General features: G+C 72.7%; 2 protein-coding genes and 1 pseudogene. All 3 read left to right on the top strand.

Annotation, left to right across the window (positions count from 1 at the left end; all coding sequences use genetic code 11):
• Positions 1 to 371: pseudogene (locus IJH84_RS03035) on the top strand (DUF6286 domain-containing protein); the annotation flags it as partial.
• Positions 372 to 417: 46 nt separating this feature from the next.
• Entirely contained in the window at positions 418 to 1569 is a 1152-nt protein-coding gene (locus IJH84_RS03030; protein WP_295139924.1) for an ATP-dependent DNA ligase, read from the top strand.
• Between the two features lie 68 nt (positions 1570 to 1637).
• Positions 1638 to 1793, top strand: a 156-nt coding sequence (locus tag IJH84_RS03025) for a 2-dehydropantoate 2-reductase N-terminal domain-containing protein (protein ID WP_367268943.1), incomplete at its 3' end; no start/stop codon positions are given.

Here is a 1793-nt window from a genome sequence, read left to right as displayed (position 1 = left end):
TCGTGCTGGCGGTGCTGGGCGTGTGGTGGCTGCTGCGGTCGCTGCGCCCGGAAGGGCGGCCGGACCTGCGGCTGACCGGTGAGGGGGAGAGCTCGGCGACGGTCACGTCCGCGGCGCTGACCGAGGCGGTGCGCGCCGACGCGGAGAACGTCACCGGGGTCAGCCGCGCCCGGGTGCGGATGGCGGGCACCGATCAGCGGCCCAACGTCCGGCTCACGCTGTCGCTGCAGGAAGGCACGAACGTGCGGCACGTGTGGGAGGAGCTGGACGACAAGGTCCTCTCCCGCGCCCGTCGGGCGCTGGGCACCGAGGAGCTGCCCACCGCCGTCCGGATGCAGCTGGACCGCTCGCCGCGGCAGCGGGTGCGCTGAGCCGCGCACATACTCGACGAACTTGGTGCGGACCGAGGAGGTCGTCGTGGCGCTGCGGGTGCATCCGCCGGTGAAACCGATGCTGGCCGGGCCGGTCGACGGGCTGCCGGAGCGCCCGGGCCTGTGCTTCGAGCCGAAGTGGGACGGCTTCCGCTGCCTGGTCTTCGCCGATCCGGGTGGGCCCGCCCCGGACGGCGCGGCCTCGGATCCTCCCGTGATGCTGCAGTCGCGCACCGGCAAGTCGTTGAACCGCTACTTCCCGGAGGTGCTCGAAGCGGTCGCCGCGAAGCTGTCCCGTCCCGCGGTGCTCGACGGCGAACTGATCGTGGTGCGCCGCGACGAGCACGGCGACCACCTCGACTGGGACGCGCTCAGCGAACGCATCCACCCGGCGGCCAGCCGGGTGCGGCAGCTGGCCGAGCGCACCCCGGCGCGGTTCGTCGCCTTCGACCTGCTCGCGCTGGACTCGGACGACCTGCGCACCGAACCGTTCTCCACGCGCAGGCAACGGCTCGACGAGCTCGGCCTGACCGGCCCCGAGCTGCTGGCGACGCCGATGACCACCGATCACGGCACGGCCGAGGCGTGGTTCCGGGTGTTCGAGGGCGCCGGGCTGGACGGCATCATCGGCAAGGACGCGGAAAGCCCGTACCTGGCGGGCAAGCGCACCATGCTGAAGATCAAGCACGCGCGTACCGCGGACTGCGTGGTTGCCGGGCTGCGCTGGCACGCCAACACCGAACCCGGCACGGCGGTGGGGTCGCTGCTGCTGGGGCTCTACGACGACCGCGGCGTGCTGCACCACGTCGGCGTCGTGGGCGCGTTCCCAGCTGCGATGCGGCGCGAACTGGCGGATCAGCTCAGCACCCTGCGCACCGAGGGGGAGCACCCGTGGCTCGGCGAGCACGCCGCGGACGGCCGCAGGCTGCCCGGTTCGATCAACCGCTGGCGCAGCACCGAACAGCCGTGGCAGCCGCTGCGGCCGGAACGGGTCGTGGAAGTCAGCTACGACCACACCGAAGGCGCCGCGCCATCCCGATTCCGGCACACCACGCAGTTCGTGCGCTGGCGACCGGACCGCGACGCCACCTCCTGCCGCTACGACCAGCTCGACGAACCCACCCGCTACGACCTGGAGGCGGTGCTCCGCGGCGAGATCACCGCGGCCGGTCGGGGAGGCTCCGGGATCGGGACGTAGTGCCGATCGAGCTGCTGACCGGCTTCTCGCGGCTGATCGAGGGGTGCACGAACAAGTAGGCTGCGGCCGTGGCTGCTCAACGAATTGCGGTGATCGGGGCGGGTGCGGTCGGCGGGGTGCTCGCGGCAGCGGCGCACGCGGCCGGGAACGAAGTCACGGTGTGCGTGCGCACGCCGTTCGACGAGCTCGTGATCGAGGACCCGGACGGCAGCAGCGAGCTGCCC

Origin of the sequence: Saccharopolyspora sp., from assembly GCF_017434145.1 — a bacterium.
Classification (GTDB): domain Bacteria; phylum Actinomycetota; class Actinomycetes; order Mycobacteriales; family Pseudonocardiaceae; genus Saccharopolyspora_C; species Saccharopolyspora_C galaxeae.
The sequence above is the reverse complement of the archived record's forward strand: the minus strand, read 5'-3'. Positions and strand labels throughout refer to the sequence as shown.